The 15223-nt window shown below is 68.4% G+C and carries 11 protein-coding genes and 5 pseudogenes; 11 read left to right on the forward strand and 5 right to left on the reverse strand.

Translation table 11 applies throughout. The features are described 5' to 3' along the window. Window positions 1-410: 410 nt before the first annotated feature. The 9 genes and pseudogenes from pspAB to P1N55_RS12555 all read left to right on the forward strand — a co-directional run bounded on the left by pspAB (window position 411) and on the right by P1N55_RS12555 (window position 8005). Entirely contained in the window at window positions 411-1028 is a 618-nt protein-coding gene (gene pspAB, locus P1N55_RS12515) for a PspA-associated protein PspAB (protein WP_276275896.1), read from the forward strand. Further along, on the forward strand, window positions 1010-1501 hold the full coding sequence (locus P1N55_RS12520) for a hypothetical protein (protein ID WP_276275897.1): 492 nt from the start codon (window positions 1010-1012) through the stop codon (window positions 1499-1501). Before pspAB ends, P1N55_RS12520 begins: the two co-directional genes overlap by 19 nt. An 80-nt stretch (window positions 1502-1581) precedes the next feature. Then, window positions 1582-2770 (forward strand): annotated as a pseudogene (locus P1N55_RS12525) (anion permease). Between the two features lie 71 nt (window positions 2771-2841). Continuing rightward, complete coding sequence (gene fer / locus P1N55_RS12530; protein ID WP_276275898.1) at window positions 2842-3231, forward strand: ferredoxin Fer; 390 nt, start codon at window positions 2842-2844, stop codon at window positions 3229-3231. 110 nt (window positions 3232-3341) lie between these two features. Then, on the forward strand, window positions 3342-4310 hold the full coding sequence (locus tag P1N55_RS12535; protein WP_276278727.1) for an A24 family peptidase: 969 nt from the start codon (window positions 3342-3344) through the stop codon (window positions 4308-4310). 58 nt (window positions 4311-4368) lie between these two features. Then, window positions 4369-4641 carry a DUF5808 domain-containing protein gene (locus tag P1N55_RS12540; protein WP_276275899.1) on the forward strand — a complete coding sequence of 91 codons (273 nt, stop codon included), beginning with the start codon at window positions 4369-4371 and terminating at the stop codon, window positions 4639-4641. 124 nt (window positions 4642-4765) lie between these two features. Beyond that, window positions 4766-5421 (forward strand): annotated as a pseudogene (locus P1N55_RS12545) (non-canonical purine NTP pyrophosphatase). Next, window positions 5418-6194, forward strand: a complete 777-nt coding sequence (locus P1N55_RS12550; RefSeq protein ID WP_276275900.1) for an SDR family NAD(P)-dependent oxidoreductase — start codon at window positions 5418-5420, stop codon at window positions 6192-6194. The pseudogene P1N55_RS12545 and the gene P1N55_RS12550 overlap by 4 nt, the downstream one beginning before the upstream one ends. Window positions 6195-6300: 106 nt before the next feature. Then, window positions 6301-8005 (forward strand): annotated as a pseudogene (locus tag P1N55_RS12555) (methyl-accepting chemotaxis protein). Here P1N55_RS12555 and P1N55_RS12560 read toward each other — a convergent pair. The 3 genes and pseudogenes from P1N55_RS12560 to P1N55_RS12570 form a co-directional block, all read right to left on the reverse strand. After that, window positions 8002-8482: pseudogene (locus P1N55_RS12560) on the reverse strand (DUF7384 family protein). The pseudogenes P1N55_RS12555 and P1N55_RS12560 sit on opposite strands and share 4 nt — an antisense overlap. Window positions 8483-8769: 287 nt before the next feature. Next, window positions 8770-9434 (reverse strand): annotated as a pseudogene (locus P1N55_RS12565) (potassium channel family protein). A 71-nt stretch (window positions 9435-9505) separates the two neighbouring features. Next, entirely contained in the window at window positions 9506-10330 is an 825-nt protein-coding gene (locus tag P1N55_RS12570) for a CARDB domain-containing protein (protein ID WP_276275901.1), read from the reverse strand. Window positions 10331-10805: 475 nt separating this feature from the next. Between P1N55_RS12570 and rnz the strand changes: the two genes are divergently transcribed. Further along, window positions 10806-11729, forward strand: coding sequence for a ribonuclease Z (gene rnz, locus P1N55_RS12575; RefSeq protein ID WP_276275902.1), 924 nt, complete (start codon window positions 10806-10808; stop codon window positions 11727-11729). A 34-nt stretch (window positions 11730-11763) separates the two neighbouring features. Then, the gene (locus P1N55_RS12580) at window positions 11764-12906 is read left to right on the forward strand and encodes a Gfo/Idh/MocA family oxidoreductase (protein WP_276275903.1); all 1143 of its coding nucleotides are present in this window, start codon (window positions 11764-11766) and stop codon (window positions 12904-12906) included. A gap of 129 nt (window positions 12907-13035) precedes the next feature. Here the strand turns inward: P1N55_RS12580 and P1N55_RS12585 are convergent, their stop codons facing one another. Both P1N55_RS12585 and P1N55_RS12590 read right to left on the reverse strand, forming a co-directional pair. Then, the gene (locus tag P1N55_RS12585) at window positions 13036-14010 is read right to left on the reverse strand and encodes an aldo/keto reductase (RefSeq protein ID WP_276275904.1); all 975 of its coding nucleotides are present in this window, start codon (window positions 14008-14010) and stop codon (window positions 13036-13038) included. Between the two features lie 49 nt (window positions 14011-14059). Further along, window positions 14060-15157, reverse strand: a complete 1098-nt coding sequence (locus P1N55_RS12590; RefSeq protein ID WP_276275905.1) for a sensor histidine kinase — start codon at window positions 15155-15157, stop codon at window positions 14060-14062. Window positions 15158-15223 lie beyond the last annotated feature (66 nt).

The raw sequence follows: 15223 nt of genomic DNA on the forward strand, positions 1-15223 counted from the left end.
ACCCTCAGTACCGAACGCCCTGGTTGCCGTGTGGCTGAATCTGGTTACTGTCGGGTAGTCTGCTCATCTCGCTGTTTCCACGTACAGAAAGCCCCGACACGCTGGATTCGGGGGTCTCGCTGCGCTCCTCACTGCGTTGCGGTGCTTGCGTCGTCCGCCCTCGTCCAGCGTGTCGTCCCTTTCAGTCCCACCACGTGTCGGCTCCCAACCATTCAACGGGCGGGACTGAAAGGGGCCGGGCGCTCGACGTTCGAGACGATGTAAGCACGCGAGCGAAGCGAGCTCGCGCAGCGAGTCGCAGTAGTCGAGCGCCCGGGGGCTTTCTGGTTCTCGATACCGACCACTGCTGACGTGTAATCCCCTCATGCTAGGAGCGAAACCACTTGAGGGTCGACCCCCACAACGGTAGTATGGGACTGCTGGACGGACTCAAGAGCGCCCTCGGGATGAAAGCCGAGGCCGACGCCACCCGGGACGCCGACCCCGACGACCTCTTCGGGATGAGCACCGCCTACATCACGATGGAGGCGGAGCTGGGCTACGAACCGACCGGCGAAGCCGCCCTCTGTTTCGCCGACGTGGACAACACGGACTTCCGGGACGCGATGGAGGAAGTCGAGTCCATCCTCGAGGCCGGCAAGGTCGAGACGGGCACGGAGGCGACCTTCGAGACGGACGACCACGGCTACCAGTGGATCGTCTTCGAGGACCCGGACTTCGAGGACCTGCTGACGGCCATCCACTTCGCCGCCGACACGCTCGTGGAACGGCGTTACGGGTCGCGACTGCTCGCGGCGCTGTTCTCCTTCGAGCGCGAACACGACGGCCAGCCGGCCTACTGGGTCTACTCGTTCCGCCGCGGGGCCTACTACCCGTTCGCGCCCGACCGGCGCGAGAGCCACGAGCGGGACTCGACGGCGGAGTTCAAACTGGAGAGCAACCTCGACGGCGAGATATCCATCGAGAAAGAGAAGGAGTACTGGTACCCGCTGTGGCCCGACAAACCCGGGTGGCACCCGTGGGAGTGAGCGAGAACGGGCCGGCGGTAGCTGACGAGGGCCCCGCGGTAGGGTCTCACCTCCGCGCGCACGGGACGGACGCTGCCGCCCCCCTCGAGGCCGGCGTCTACCGGGTCGTCGGAACCAGGGAGGCGACGGTGACGCTGCTGGAAGTCGGCGACGGCGATGGCGAGCGGGTCCACACCGGGCGTGTCGTCACCGTCGACCGGGACGATCTCGCCGGGCTCGAACCGGCACCGAACCCCGACGACGACTCGCTGCGGGCCCGCTTCGACGGCGGCGTCGAGGGCTTTCGCCTGTCGGCGCGGCAGTTCTGGCGCTCGCTGGCGGCCCGCCCGCTCCCCAGCGCGGCCGCCTTCAGCCTCTTTGCGGCGGGCGAGGTCGGCAGCCGGGTCCTGACGGGCTACGACCTCGTCTCCGGCGTGCTGATACTCGTCGGCGGCCTCGGCCTGGTCTACCTCGGCAGCCTCGGGATGGAGTGACCGCCCCCGGTTCGTGTCAGCCCGGGTCACGAGCGGTCGTGTTCGGTACGCTTTAGCCGGCGGCCGGTCTGGACCCGGACATGGTCGAGGTGCTCTTCGCTATCGGGATCATCGTGGCTATTTCGTCGGGTTCAACATCGGTGGCTCCTCGACCGGCGTCGCCTTCGGCCCGGCCGTCGGGAGCAACACCCTCTCGAAGCTGTCGGCGGCGGCGCTGATGACCGTCTTCGCCCTCGCCGGCGGCCTCATTGTCGGGCCGGCCGTCGTCCGGAGCCTCGGGAGCGACCTCGTCGCCACCTCCTTCTCGCCGCTGATCAGCATCGTCGTCCTCTTTTTCATCGGCTTCGCGCTCTTCCTCTCGAACGTCGCCGGCGTCCCGGCCTCGACGTCGATGACCGCGGTGGGTGCCATCGCCGGCCTCGGGCTCGCCCGGGGGACGCTCAACGCCGGCCTGATGCTGGAGATCGTCTCCTGGTGGCTCGTCTCGCCCATCATCGCCTTCTGGGTCAGCGGCGTCATCGGTCGGTACTTCTATCCCCGGCTGGTCGAGGTGTTCGCCATCTCCCAGAGCGAGGGCTCGCTGGTCGACGTCGACCGCTCGGGGCGATACCCACGGTCCGGCTGGGCGAGAACACCACACCCCGGGAGTTCGTCGGGACGATGGTCGTCATCGGCATCGGCTGTTACATGGGCTTCTCGGCCGGGGCGTCGAACGTCGCCAACGCCGTCGCCCCGCTGGTCGGCAACGGGTCGCTCGACATGACGCCGGCGATCCTGCTGGGCGGTGGCGCCATCGGGCTGGGGGCGTTCACCATCGCCCGCCGGACGATGGACACCGTGGGCAACGACCTCACGGACCTCCCGCTGGTGGCGGCCATCGTCGTCGCCGCCGTCGCCTCGACCATCGTCACCTTCCTCTCGGCGCTCGGTATCCCCGCCAGTTTCGTCATCATCGCCACGATGAGCATCGTCGGCCTGGGCTGGGGCCGTGCGACACGGACGACCCGGCTCACCGACACGGTCAAAGGCGAGGTGCCGGTCGCCTCCGTCGGGTCGCTGACGGCCGACGACGCCCCGACCGTCGGCGACCGGACCGAGACGCCGAAACACCCCGAACCCATCGGCGAGGAGTCCCGTGACGACATCCCCTCGGCGTCGGACCTCTTCGAGCCCGGAACCACGGCACGGGTCATCTTCCTCCAGAACGTCGTCCCCTCCATCGCGACGGTGGCCGCCTACCTCGTCTTCCGGTTTCTGCCGGTCGCCTGACCCGAATCGCCCTCCGCGAAGCCGGCCTGAAGGGCAAAGTCTAACAAGTCGGGGTCCGAACCTCGCAGGTGATGCCAACCGTTGAGTACCTTAACTACGAAGTAGTGGACGACCAGGGCTGGGACCTGTACGCCGACGACCTCTTCGACCAGGCCGCAGACGCCGGCCTCGACGAGGAGGACCACGGAACCATCGAGGTCAACGAGGGCGAGTACATCCTCGAGGCCGCCGAGGCACAGGGCTACGACTGGCCCTTCTCGTGTCGCGCCGGTGCCTGTGCGAACTGTGCCGCCATCGTCCTCGAGGGCGACATCGACATGGACATGCAGCAGATCCTCTCCGACGAGGAGGTCGAAGACAAGAACGTCCGCTTGACCTGCATCGGCAGCCCCGACGCCGACGAGGTCAAGATCGTCTACAACGCGAAGCACCTCGACTACCTGCAGAACCGCGTCATATAAAAGATACCTGCAGTTTTGCGGTCTGACGCGAACGTACCGGACAGCGACCGCCACGGCGTCCCGGTCGCGCCACCGGAAGGATTAGGATGGTCCCCGCGGGAGGTGTCGTCGTGCTCGGGTCGATACCGGACCTGTTGCGGCTGCTCGCCGTCCCCGTCTTCGCGTGGGCGGCCTACCGCGACGTGAAGACGCGCCGGGTCCCCAACCGGACGTGGCTGCCCCTGGCCGCCCTCGCCGTCGTCTTGCTGGCGTGGGACGCCTACGCCGTCTGGACCGCGCCGACCGGCGGCCGCCTGTTTTTCTTGCGCGTGGCCATCAGCCTCGGGTTCGTCGCCCCGCTTTCCTACGGCTTCTGGTACATCGGCGGGTTCGGCGGGGCCGACGCCAAGGCGTTCATGCTCGTCGCCGTGCTCTTTCCCGTCTATCCCACCTACCTGCTGTCGACCCCCTCCGTCGCGCTGCCGCTCCAGCAGACGCCCATCGGCGTGTTCTCGCTGACGGTGCTCTCGAACACGGTGCTCGCCGGCGTCGCCTACCCGCTGGCGGTGGCCGTCGGGAACCTCGCCCGGGGGCACTTCTCGCTGGCCATGTTCATCGGCCGGCCAGTCGCCGTCGCGGACGTCTCCGGCGAGTACGGACGGTTGCTCTCGGCGCCGGACGGGTTCACGCGACAGGGCCTCGACCTGGACGCCCTACGGATGTACCTGCAGTGGCGCGGCCTCACGCTTGAGGACGTGGTCGCGGACCCGGACCGGTACCGCAACCCCGAGACGCTGCCCGAGGTCCCGAACCCGCCCGGTGACGGGGCGCTGGTCACCGACGGCGGCGGACCGGCGTGGGGCACTGCCGGGAAGCCAGATCCCTGGGGCGCCGAGCGGTTCCTCGCGGACATCGACCACTCGGCCTACGGGACGACCCCCGAGCAACTGCGTGAGGGCCTGGAGGTGCTCGCCGCCCGCGAGACGGTCTGGGTATCGCCCGGAATCCCGTTCCTCGTCCCGATGTTGGTCGGCCTGGTCGTCTCGCTGACCTACGGCGACGTGCTCTTTACCATCCTCCGCTCGGTGGGGCTGGCCTGACCCTGTCAGACTTGCAGAGTGGACAACTGATTTACCCTCGCGGGGAGTAAGAGGGAACATGGCAGATAAACCACAGTCCGGGTCCATCTTCGGCGTGCCGTACAACTTCGAGCGACCGAGCTTCAAGCGGCTGGTCTCCTCGTACTGGCAACCAGGTGATGGGATGCTGGTCGAGAAGCCCTTCGGCATCGGCTACACGCTGAACCTGGCCAACTGGCGGTCGTGGGTCGTCCTCGTGGTCGCGGGCGCGATGCTGTATCTCGAACGCAACAGCCGCACCGAGGAAAGCGCCGAGACCGAGGACGAACCAGTCGAAGTCATCGTCGACTGATCGCGGCCGTTGCGATCGGTTCCGTACTGACCGCACGACGTCGTGCGGTCGTACGGGACACAGTTACAACGATCGCTACGGCGCGTTTCGACGGCTCTTTGACCGCCGGCGACCCGTTGCCGGTATGCTGTCTTTCGTGACGACCAATCTCGGGAAGGTCCGGGAGGCGACAGAGTACCTCGACGACGAGGTGCGCCAGTTCGACTTCGACTACCCGGAGGTCCAGGCCGACGACCTCGGGACGGTGGCCGCCCAGGGCGCCCGCGAGGCCTACCGGGCGGCCGACGGCCCGGTCATCGTCGACGACGCCGGTCTGTTCATCGACGCCTTCGACGGCTTCCCCGGCCCGTACTCTTCGTACGTGGAGGACACCGTCGGCGTCGAGCGCGTCTGGCGCATGACCGAACCCGAAGCCGACCGCTCGGCGGCGTTCAAGACGGTCATCGCTTACTGCGACGGCGGGCCGTTCGAGGCGACCCCGGAGCCGGTCGATACCACCGACCGGCGAGGGCAGGACCTCGCGGCCGCCGAGCGCGACACGGCGACGACCGACGAACAGGTCCGCGAGGGCGACTGCCGGTCAAGCTGTTCGAGGGGTGGGTCCCCGGGGAGATCGTCGCGCCGCGTGGCGACGGTGGGTTCGGCTTCGACCCTATCTTCGAACACGACGGGACCACCTTCGCCGAGATGAGCACCGAGGAGAAAAACGCCATCTCCCACCGCGGCCGGGCGCTGGCGAAGTTCGCCGAGTGGTACGCCGGCCGCGAGACCGGCGAATGAGTGGGCGCGGGACCGCACTCGTCACCGGCGCGTCGGCGGGTATCGGCGCGGCGCTGGCCCGAGAGTTCGCGAGCCACGGCCACGACGTCGTCCCCGTCGCCCGCCGCGAGGACCGCCTGGAGTCGCTCGCCAGCGACCTCGAACGCGACCACGGCGTGGCCGTGACACCCATCACGATGGACTTAGACCGGAACGGGGCCGCCAGGGATCTCTACGAGACCGTCCGGGGCCGCGGGCTCGACGTCGAGGTTCTGGTCAACAACGTCGGGGTCGGGACCTACGGCCCCTTCCGCGAGAGCGATCTGGGCGCCGAGCGCACCCAGCTCCACCTGAACGTCGTCCTCCCCGTCGAACTGACCCGCCTGTTCCTCGGGGACTTCGCCGACGGCGGGCAAGTACTGAACGTCGGCTCCGTCGCGGGCTTCCAGCCCGGCCCGCAGATGGCGGGCTACTACGCCAGCAAGGCCTACGTCAACAGCTTCACCGAGGCCATCGCCGAGGAGCTGCGCGAGACGCCGGTCGACGTGACGCTGGTCTGTCCCGGCCCCGTCGACACGGAGTTCCAGTCCCGCGCCGGGATGGGCGACTCCAGCGTCGGGTCCCGTGCCTCGAACACCCCGGAAGCCGTCGCCGCGGCCGCCTACGAGGGCCTGATGGACGGCGAGACCGTCGTCGTCCCGAGCAGGGCGATGCGGGCCGTCGACCTGCTGGGGCGTCTGAGCCCCCGGCCGCTGGTCCGGCGGGTGGCCCACTGGGTCAACAGCGACCGGTGAGCGGGTCGGGGTCGACTCCGCCACGGCGCCCTCACGGCCGGACTGGTTATCATATTCTGCAAAGAGGCCGGGTCATTGAAAGGGGAGTCGGTGGTAATACGTCCATATGCCACTCGACCCCATCGACACGTACAAGGGGCTGATACGGACCTCGATGGACCTTATCGGCGTCTCGGGCTCTATCAAACGCAAGGTGCTGGCCGCCGTCGGCATCCAGCTCGGCGTCTCCATCGCACTCGCGGCCGTCACGTTCACGCTGTCGGGGACGCTCCAGCTCGTCCTCACCGCCGTCCTCCTCTCTGGTGCAGCCCTGGCGTTCGTGAACACGGTCTTTATCACACGCGAGGACTTCGTCCGCCCCATCGTGGCGCTGGACGAGGCCGCTGCCCAGATCGCCGCCGGCGAGATCGACGTCGACGTCCCCGACAGCGAACGGGACGACGAGGTGGCGAGTCTCACGGCCTCGTTCGCGTCGATGCAGTCCCACCTCGAGACGGTCTCGCGGCAGGCCGACGCCCTCTCCCGCCAGGAGTTCGACGCCGACGTCTTAGACGAGGACGTCCCCGGGAACTTCGGGCGGTCGCTCGAGCGGATGGCCGCCAGTCTCGACGACTACACGACAGAACTCCAGGCGATGACCGACGACCTGGAGGCACGCTCACAGGCGCTGCGGGATCTCGTGACGGCCTTCGCGGAGGCGGCCGAGCGCGCGAAGGAGGGCGACCTCACCGCCACGCTCGACGACGACTTCGACGGCGACGTCGACGACGAGCTGTTTCAGGCGGTCGTCGAGAACTACAACGACCTCGTGACGACGCTGGGTGAGACGGTCGGCGAGGTGACTGCCTTCGCCGAGGAGGTCTCCGAGACGACCGACCGCTTCGTCGAGAGCGTCGAGGAGATCGACCGCGCCAGCGACGAGGTCGCCCGGTCGATACAGGACATCTCCGCGGGGGCGAGCCAGCAGTCCGACCGCCACGACGACGTCGCCTCGGAGATGAACACCCTCTCCGCGACCGTCGAGGAGATCGCCGCGACCGCCGACGACGCGGCCCAGACCGCCCAGCAGGCCGCCGAGCGGGGACGGAGTGGGCGGGAGGAGGCCGCCGTCGCCATCGACGAACTCGACGAGATGGAGGCCCGAATCGGCGAGATCGCCAGCGCGGTCGAGGGACTCGTCGACGAGGTCGGCGAGATCGACGAGATCGTCGACGTCATCACCGAGGTCGCAGAGCAGACCAACATGCTCGCGCTGAACGCCTCCATCGAGGCCGCCCGCGCCGACGCCTCCGGTGACGGCTTCGCCGTCGTCGCAGACGAGGTAAAGGCCCTTGCCGAGGAGACCCGCGACGCCGCCGCCGACATCTCCGACCGCATCCAGGCCGTCCAGGACGAGGCCACGCAGACGGTCACCGACGTCGAGGACATGAACGAGCGCGTCTCCGAGAGCACGGACACAATCGAGGGCGCTGCGGGACTTCGAGGACATCGTGGACGTCCTGGGCGAGGTCAACGACGCCATCCAGGAGATCTCCGGCGCGACCAGCGAGCAGGCAGAGACGACCCAGGAGGTCGTCGCGATGGTCGACGAGGTGGCGACCGTGAGCGAACAGACCAGCAAGGAGGCCGAATCGGTCGCGGCCGCCACCCAAGAGCAGACCGCGACCATCACCGAGGTCTCCGAGGAGGTGTCGTCGGTGGCGCGTCGGACCGACGAACTGCAGGACCTCCTCGCGCAGTTCGAGGTCGACGCGCGTGGCCAGGAGCGACCCGCGACGGACGCGACGGTCGCGCCCGGTGTCTCGGACTAGACGCGCGGGTCCCGGTCCGGCCCGGGGTAGGTACCCCCTTCGACCGCCTCGTACAGGGCTTCGGGGTCGAACAGGCGGGCGAAGGCGTCGGGTGGCCGGACGCTCAGGGACATGTGTGACTGCAGCGAGGCGCCCGTCTTCGCACTTCTGAGCCCCTCGTCGTAGGTGAGCAGGTGGGCAGCACCGCCGCGGTAGGCCGAGGCGAGCGCCGGGTGGTCGCCCGGCGGATGCTCGACGGCCGCCCGCTCGCGCCCGATGCGCTCGCGCCAGTCCGCGGCCAGCGTCGCGTCGGCGAGCGATTCGACGACTGTCCGGGCGTCCTCGAGCAGGGTCGCTGGCGACCAGTTCCATCCAGGAGTGCCGGCGGACGTGGTCGAGCGCCGCCCGGGCGGCGTTGCCGGACTCGTCGCCACACAGCAGGTCTGCCGCCAGCACGTCCGCGTCCGCGACGACGCGGGCGGGCGACGCCTCAGGCATCGCCACGGTGGGTCTCGAGCGCCTCGCGGACGGCCTCGACGCTCGTCTCGTACTCCGCTGCGCGCTCGAACAGCTCGCTCCAGGTCATACCCCACAGACGACACGCGCCGGGAAAAAGCCGCCCCGTGACTGTCCGCCGCGCGTCGGTCGTGCGTCTGACGGGTGTTTATATTCGGCCGTGGTCTCGCCTCAGTACGGGCGCGCTCTGACGGCCTCGATTTCCCATCCTCCCGAACGGCGCGCCCGGACACCGAAACCCATCCCCCCTTTCTGGGTTCCGGTATCTCTCAGGCAGACGCCTCGCCGCGCAGCGACGCGCGTACGGCCTCGAGCTCGTCGGGCGTGCTCATGATGGCGACGCTGTCGCCGGCCTCGATGACCGTCTGTGGGAGCGGGATGCTCATCGGTTCGTGACTGCGGCCGTGGGCGTAGATGTGAGCGTCACCGGGCAGGTCGACCTCGACGACGCGCTTGCCGATGACCGGCGACCCGTCGGGGACGGTGACGCTCGCGACGGAGAGCTGTTCGGTCAGGTCCGCGAGGACGTTGAAGTCCCCGCCGAGCAGCGCCGTCTTCGCGCCGGCGGCCCCAGTCGCTCGGGGTAGATTATCTCGTCGACGTCCGCGGCGTACTTCTCGTAGATCTCCTCGCGGTAGTCGGCGTCGATACGCAGGACCGTCCGACAGCCGTACTCGCGGCCGACCATACAGGCGGTGAAGTTCACGTTCAGGTCGCCCGTGAGCCCGCCGATTGCGTCGGCCGTCTCGATGCCTGCCTCGACCAGCAGGGACTCGTCGTTGCCGTCGCCCTGGATGGCCTCGAACCCGGCCTCCCTGGCTCTGTCGACCTTCTCGTGGTCACGCTCGACGATGGTGACGTCGTGCCCTTCGCTCTTGAGGATTCTCGCGGTCCGGGTTCCGACGCGGCCGTAGCCGACGATGACGAACTTCATGGACGCGGCTACGACGGGCACCGTTAAAAATGTGAACGGATGACAGGGGTCGGCAGGGGCCGACGCCGCAGTCAGGTCTCGGTTTCTGTTGCCATTTCGGTCTCGGTTTCGGTCTCGGTTGAAGTCGCAGTCTCGGTTGCCGTTTCCGTCTCGGTCTCCGTCGGTGTCTCGGTCTCGGTCGGCGTCTCAGTCTCCGTCGGCGTCTCGGTCATCCCCTCGGTGATCTCGAGCTCCGAGAACGCACCGTCGTCGCGTGTGAACACGCTGTGGACGTAGGTTCCCGGGTCGACGTCGTCGGTCGGGACCTCGAAGGTCACGGTGGTCGTCTCGCTGCCGTTGAGCGTCACCGACTCGCTGGCGACGAGGTCGCCGGCCAGTCTGAACTCGACGGGCTGTGTGGTCTGGAACTCGTTGGGGTTCGACACGGTGGCGTTGACGACGACGGTCTCACCCTGGGTGACCGAGGACGGAGCATCCAGGTCATCGAGTGTGTAGGACTGCGAGAGGGTTATCTCTGCCATCTGACCGTCTGTCTCCGTGAAGACACCGTGGACGTAGGTGCCGGCCTCGATGCCCGCCGTGGCGGCCGAGAGCCGGACCGTCTGTGTCTCGCCCGCGGCGACCGAGACGAGCTGCCGGTCGACGACGCTCCCGGCAAAGCGGAATTCGACCGACTCGGTCTGTCGCTCGTCGGTGGGGTTCGACACTGTCGCGAGCACCGTCACGTTGTCGCCCGGTGTGGCGCTCGCCGGTGCCGTCAGTTCTGTTACTGTGAGTCCCGATGCTGTCGGTTGATTCCCACTGCCGTCTTGCTGGGCTGCGACGCCACCGACCTGGAAGGCGATGGCGCCGACGGTGACGACGACGAGGGAGAGCGCGAGTACCTTTCGATTCATTGTGTGGTTGTCACTGCCCGGGTGTCGGAGACCCGACAGTACGAACGTTCGATAGAGCGAACGTGACATAAAGCGGGCCTACCGTTCAGCCGAGAAGGACGGCCAAACTGTAGACAAATCTGTCACTATCCAGGACAAAGCAATCATTTGTCGCCGAATGAACCGGGCTTCCGGCGGTCTGGGTCCGTAGCATCTGCTCTCAGTTGCCTGCGGCCGGGAGGACACTGGGCCAAAGTAAACCGGGCCGGCCGTTCGGAACGGAAGGAACCCCCCATGAACGGAAAGTCCGGGCTCTCCCCGAAGCGGCCGTGACGCGCTGCCCTGTGGTACCCCCGTCTGTTATAATAGGGGGCTGCCGTTCACGGGCGAAGCAGTACCCAATAAACAGTGCAACCGGGGGGTATCGCAGAACTTGCTGGTTCCGGCGCGGGCATCCGACACGCGTTTACCCGTCGGTGGCCGACGGGCAGACGAGATGCGCGTGACGTTCCTCGGGACGAGTGGGGCGATTCCGACGACCCAGCGAAACACCAGCAGCGTCTTCGTCAACCGGGAGGGCGACTACCTCCTGTTCGACTGCGGGGAGGGGACCCAGCGCCAGATGATGCGCTACGGGACCGGGTTCGCCGTCGAGCACCTGTTTGTCACCCACCTGCATGGCGACCACGTCCTGGGGATTCCCGGCCTCCTGCAGACGTGGGACTTCAACGAACGGGACGCGCCGATAGCCATCCACACGCCCGCCGGCACGCGCGGGAACATCCGGCAACTCATCGAGGCCAACGGCGCGTCGCCGTCGTACCCGGTCCGCATCAACGAGGTGTCGGCCGGCGACGTGGCACTCGCGCGCGATGACTACGAGGTCCGGGCCATCGCGACCCGCCACCGCTGTCCCTCCGTGGGCTATGTCCTCGAGGAGGCCGACCGGAAGGGCCGCTTCGACCGCGAGAAAGCCGAGGAGGAACTGGGCATCTCGCCGGGGCCCAAGTACTCGAAGCTCCACCGCGGCGAACCGGTCGAACACGACGGCCGGACCGTCCAGCCCGAGGAGGTCGTCGGCCCACCTCGCCCCGGGCGGACGCTGGTCTACACCGGCGATACACTCCCGACCGACAGCGTCGTCGACGCCAGCGAGGACGCCGACCTCCTCATCCACGACGCCACCTTCGCCCAGGACCGGGCCGACCGCGCGCAGGCGACGGCCCACTCGACGGCCGCGGAGGCCGCCGACGTCGCCCGGCAGGCCGGTGTCTCGACGCTGGCGCTGACCCACGTTTCGACGCGGTACGCCGGACAGGCCGACCAGCTTGGGGCCGAGGCCGCCGAGGTGTTCGACGGCGAGGTGTTCGTCGCCGAGGACGGCCTGCAACGGGCGGTCGAGTTCCCCGACGCCGAATAGTGCGATATTTACCCGCGAGTCCGGTAACGCCCCCATGACACACCGACTGGTCCACGTCGGCCTGGGTGGGCAGGGAACCCACTGGGTCGAGGACGTCCTCCCGCCGAACGTCGAGGCCGGCCGCATCGAGGTGGCCGCCGCCGTCGACACCGACCCCGACCGACTCGAACGCGCCGAGGAGCACCTCGGTCTCCCGCCGTCGCGCTGTTACACCGACCTCGATACCGCCCTCACCGAGCGCGACGCCGACTTCGTCACGGTCGTCACCCCGCCGGGCGCCCACGAGGTCGTCGTCGACACCGCGCTCGAGCACGGCTGTGACATCCTCTCGGAGAAACCCATCGCCGACACCCTCGAGGCGTCGGTCCGCATCGCCCGGAAGGTCGCCGACGCCGACGCGAAGATGGGCATCACGATGAGCCACCGCTTCGACCGCGACAAGACCACCTTCCGTCGGGCGGTCAGGGACGGCTCGGCCGGCCCCATCGACTACCTCGCGGGCCGGTTCGCCGGCGCCGTCCGCAAGCGCGGCTACTACTCGCCGTACGTCTACGAGATGGACGACCTCCTCCTGCTCGACGGCGCGGTCCACCACCTCGACATCCTCGCCTCGCTCGCGGACGCCCCCTGTGAGCGGGTCTACGCCGAGACGTGGACGCCCGAGTGGGCCGACTACGCCGGCCACAGCACCGGGTTCGTCACGCTGACCTTCGCCGACGACACGCGCGCGATCTACGAGGGCAGCTACGCCAACGCCACCGAGCGCAACGGCTGGGGCAACGAGATGTTCCGCGCCGAGTGTCGCGACGAGACGGTCGTGCTCGACCGCCGCGAGGTGCGCCGCTACCCCTACCGGCCCCACGACGCGAGCGACGAGGCCGACGAGGGAGCCGAGGCCACGGCCTCGGACGGCGGCGACCCGGAGGCGGCCGATGGCGACTCCGAGGACGCCGACGGCGACGGCCTCCCGGTCCCCCTCGCGGACCGAGCGACCTGGGGCAACGCCTGGCTCGTCGAGCAGTTCTGTGACTGGCTCGACGGCGGCGAACCGATGGCGACGAACGTCCACGACAACCTCCAGTCGATGGCCATCGTCTTCGCGGCCATCGAGAGCAGTCGGCGCGGCGAACCGGTCGACGTCCAGGCACTGCTCGACGACGCCCGCGCGGACGCGTAGGCTGCTCGCTTCTGGCTCGCATTCCGAGATTTGCTCGCGGTGCTCGGAGTCTCGCTACTCGCGGGTCGCTGTCGCTCCCCGCTCGTCGTACGAGGGCCGCTCACTCGCTGCGTTCGTTCGCGCCCCTCGCTACTCGTGCCCGTACACTTCAACCGGCTCGTAGGGCGCCTCGAGATACGCCACGTCCGACGCCGAGAGGTCGACCTCCAGCGCCTCCACCGCGTCCTCGAGGTGCTCGATGCTCGAGGTCCCGACGATGGGCGCGGTGACGTTGTCGTTCTGGAAGTGCCAGGCCAGCGCGATCTGGGCCATCGTCACGCCGTAGTCGGCCGCCAGTTCCTGCACCCGCTCGTTTATCTCCTCGCTGCCCGGGCCCTCGTGGTACGGGACCTCCGCGTTCTCGGTCTCGTGGACCCCGCGGCTCGTCGTCTTGAACTCCTCGTGGGGGCGCGTCAGGTAGCCCGCACCGAGCGGACTCCACGGGAGGACGCCGACGCTCTCTTTCTCACAGAGCGGGTACATCTCGCGTTCCTCCTCGCGGTAGGTCAGGTGATAGAGGTCCTGCATCGTCTCGAAGCGGGCCAGTCCCTCGCGGTCGCTGACGTGCAGCGCCTCCTGGAACTGGTGGGCCCACATCGAGGAGGCCCCGATGTGGCGGACCTGGCCGCGGCGGACGGCGTCGTCCAGCGCCCGCAGCGTCGTCTCGATGGGCGTGTCGTAGTCCCAGCGGTGGATCTGGTAGAGGTCGACGGTATCCATCTCCAGGCGGGAAAGCGAGTTCGACAGCTCCTGCTCGATGGTCTTCCGGGAGAGCCCGCGCGCGTTCCGGTGCTCGGTCGCCCCCGGGAACCGGACCTTCGTCGCGACGACCTGCTGGTCGCGGTCGTAGTCGGCCAGCACGTCGCCGAGTATCTCCTCGCTCTCGCCCGCCGAGTAGACGTTGGCGGTGTCGAAGAAGTTGATGCCGAGGTCGATGGCCCGCTCGACGAGTTCGCGACCCTCCTCGGCGTCGAGCATCCACTCGCGGCCGCTGCCGAAACTCATGCACCCGAGACAGATCTTGCTGACTTCGATGCCGGTCGAGCCGAGCGTCGTGTACTCCATACTAGCTCCCTCGACCAGTCGGACTAAATATGTCCTGCCCGCGCCTCGCTCACTCGGCGCGCCGTAAGGTGACGGTGACGGTATTGCCGTCCACGTCGTGCTCGTGGTCGATCTGCCCGTTCGCGATATCCACCACCCAGTAGACGAGCCAGAGCCCGACGCCGCGGCTGTGGTCGACCGGGGTCATCTCGTGGTCGCCAAGCAGGACGCGCCGGTCCGGCGCCGGTATCGGTGGGCCGTCGTCCGAGACGGCGAGCTCGACTCGATCGCCACGCGTCCGGACGGTGACCTCGACCCTCGGGGCGTCGCCGCGACTGTGGCAGATGGCGTTCTCGACGAGTTCGGCTACCGCACACTGGAGCTCTGAAGGGGCACGGACCGTCGCGTCGGCGACGTCTACGTGGATGTCGGCCGCGGGGAACCGGTCCCGGAGGGAAGCGACGGCCACCTCGACGACGTCGCCGACGTGCGTCGTCGCCGCCCGCGGCCGCTCGGTCAGGATGTCTACGATCTCGCGCTGTTTCTCGGCCGTCTCGAGGAGTGTCTCGCCGGCCCGGCGTATCAGCGCGGTGCGCTCGGCGGCGTCGGCCTCGGAGTCTGTCTCCAGCGTCTCGACGTTGCCCAGGACGACGTTCAGCTGGTTGCGGATGTTGTGGCGCAGGAAGTTGTCGATGACGAGCAGCTGTCGCTCGCGGCGGCGCCGATGGGTGACGTCGCGGGTGAACCCGGCGATGCGGACGACCTCCCCGTCCTGCCGTATCGGCTCGCCCTGGACCCAGACCCAGCGGTTGTAGCCGGTCGTCGGGTTGACGCGTATCTCCTGGTCGGTCGGTTCCCCGTTCGAGAGCCGCTCCATCGCTTCGCGGGCCACCGGGCGGTCGGGCGGGTAGACGCCCTCGAGGAAGCTCCGCGGGTCGCCCTCGAGTTCCTCGACGGGCCGGCCAAAGAGGTTCTCGTAGGCCGGATTACAAAACAATAGCTCCGACCAGTCGCTGTCGAACACCCACAGGACGTCGTCTGTCGCGTCGGCGAGCTCCGCCAGTCGGTCGCGGGTCTCACGGCGCTCGCGCTCGGCCTCGACGCGGTCGGTGATGTCCCGCGAACTGACGACGTAGCCCCCGAGGTCCGAATCCGCCAGGTTCGCCATCCGACTCTCGAGCCACACCCAGTCGCCCCGCTCGCCCGATGGCGGTACGTCGCCGTGTCCGTCTCG

This window comes from Haloarcula regularis (genome assembly GCF_029338315.1).
GTDB lineage: Archaea > Halobacteriota > Halobacteria > Halobacteriales > Haloarculaceae > Haloarcula > Haloarcula regularis.

What these genes read in the sequence shown, in the direction of transcription:
- pspAB (WP_276275896.1), top strand. Translation starts at nt 411, where the DNA reads ATGGGACTGCTGGACGGACTCAAGAGCGCCCTCGGGATGAAAGCCGAG.
- fer (WP_276275898.1), top strand. Translation starts at nt 2,842, where the DNA reads ATGCCAACCGTTGAGTACCTTAACTACGAAGTAGTGGACGACCAGGGC.
- P1N55_RS12540 (WP_276275899.1), top strand. Translation starts at nt 4,369, where the DNA reads ATGGCAGATAAACCACAGTCCGGGTCCATCTTCGGCGTGCCGTACAAC.
- P1N55_RS12550 (WP_276275900.1), top strand. Translation starts at nt 5,418, where the DNA reads ATGAGTGGGCGCGGGACCGCACTCGTCACCGGCGCGTCGGCGGGTATC.
- P1N55_RS12570 (WP_276275901.1), bottom strand. Translation starts at nt 10,330, where the DNA reads ATGAATCGAAAGGTACTCGCGCTCTCCCTCGTCGTCGTCACCGTCGGC.
- rnz (WP_276275902.1), top strand. Translation starts at nt 10,806, where the DNA reads ATGCGCGTGACGTTCCTCGGGACGAGTGGGGCGATTCCGACGACCCAG.
- P1N55_RS12580 (WP_276275903.1), top strand. Translation starts at nt 11,764, where the DNA reads ATGACACACCGACTGGTCCACGTCGGCCTGGGTGGGCAGGGAACCCAC.
- P1N55_RS12585 (WP_276275904.1), bottom strand. Translation starts at nt 14,010, where the DNA reads ATGGAGTACACGACGCTCGGCTCGACCGGCATCGAAGTCAGCAAGATC.
- P1N55_RS12590 (WP_276275905.1), bottom strand. Translation starts at nt 15,157, where the DNA reads ATGGCGAACCTGGCGGATTCGGACCTCGGGGGCTACGTCGTCAGTTCG.